Source organism: Mesorhizobium sp. M1A.F.Ca.IN.020.06.1.1 (assembly GCF_004023265.1).
Taxonomy (GTDB): Bacteria; Pseudomonadota; Alphaproteobacteria; order Rhizobiales; family Rhizobiaceae; genus Mesorhizobium.
On sequence record NZ_RZSR01001494.1, the window covers coordinates 1 to 875 of the forward strand.

The 875-nt window shown below is 65.6% G+C and carries 1 pseudogene; it reads right to left on the minus strand.

Annotated elements, in window-relative coordinates:
• A pseudogene (locus tag EOA60_RS37990) lies at positions 1 to 875 on the minus strand (PD-(D/E)XK nuclease family protein); the annotation flags it as partial.

Sequence of the window (875 nt, forward strand, 5' to 3'; positions counted from 1 at the left end):
GTTGGCGGGATCGCTCTCATCGGCAATGCGCAGTGACGTCAGCGTCATCTCAATCGCCGCAGCCGGTCCCAGGCGAAGCGCCTCCTGCCAGAGCCCGAGGCTCTTACCCCGCAGCAGGGTTTCTCCGAGTTTGACCGCCGCTTGAGGTCCGGCATCGAGGTCACGCAGCACCGGCATGAGGGTCGTTGCGATGGAGGTACCATCGGAACGCGAAAGCGGCTCGAGGCTGCGGGCCCAATGCTCCGGTTCAAACAGACCCGCCTCGCTCGGGATGCCTTTCAGCCAGTCTGCCGGAAGAGCGTCCGAAAGATAGGGGGAGAGCAGCGATAGGCGGCGCACGCGATCCTGCGACAGGCCGTTGATCAGCACGTCCGCCAACGCCGCGCACGCCTGGCCGGCGCGCGTGCTCAGGGCGGAAACGCCGCTCGCGAAATGGATCGGGAGGTCAGCGTTCACGGCAAGCACCAGCATGTGCTCGTCCCACGGACCGAGATCAGCGCTCGTGATCGCAATCTCGGAGGCTTGGGTTTTGCCGTCGCTTAACAGCTCGCGCGCCCAGCGAAGTGCCTCGACGACCTCGGCGCGAGCATCGGCGCAAACATCGCAGATCAGATCTTGAGGCGGCTCCATGATCGTGGGCAGAACGGTACCCGGAAACCAGCTTCGATCCCGTGCGCCGGGCGCCTCCCAGGTGATTTCCACCGTTCCCACGAGCGCCTTGATGAGCGGCCGCCAAAGCGGGTCGACCGAAATCAGCCGGTGGAAATGCAGATTCCCAACGGTCGCGCGAGCGTGTGCCGCGCCCGCGATCGCCCGGTCTCGAAGATCCGGGGGCAGCAGCGCACCCATCGGCAGATGGCTGCGCAGATATGCCT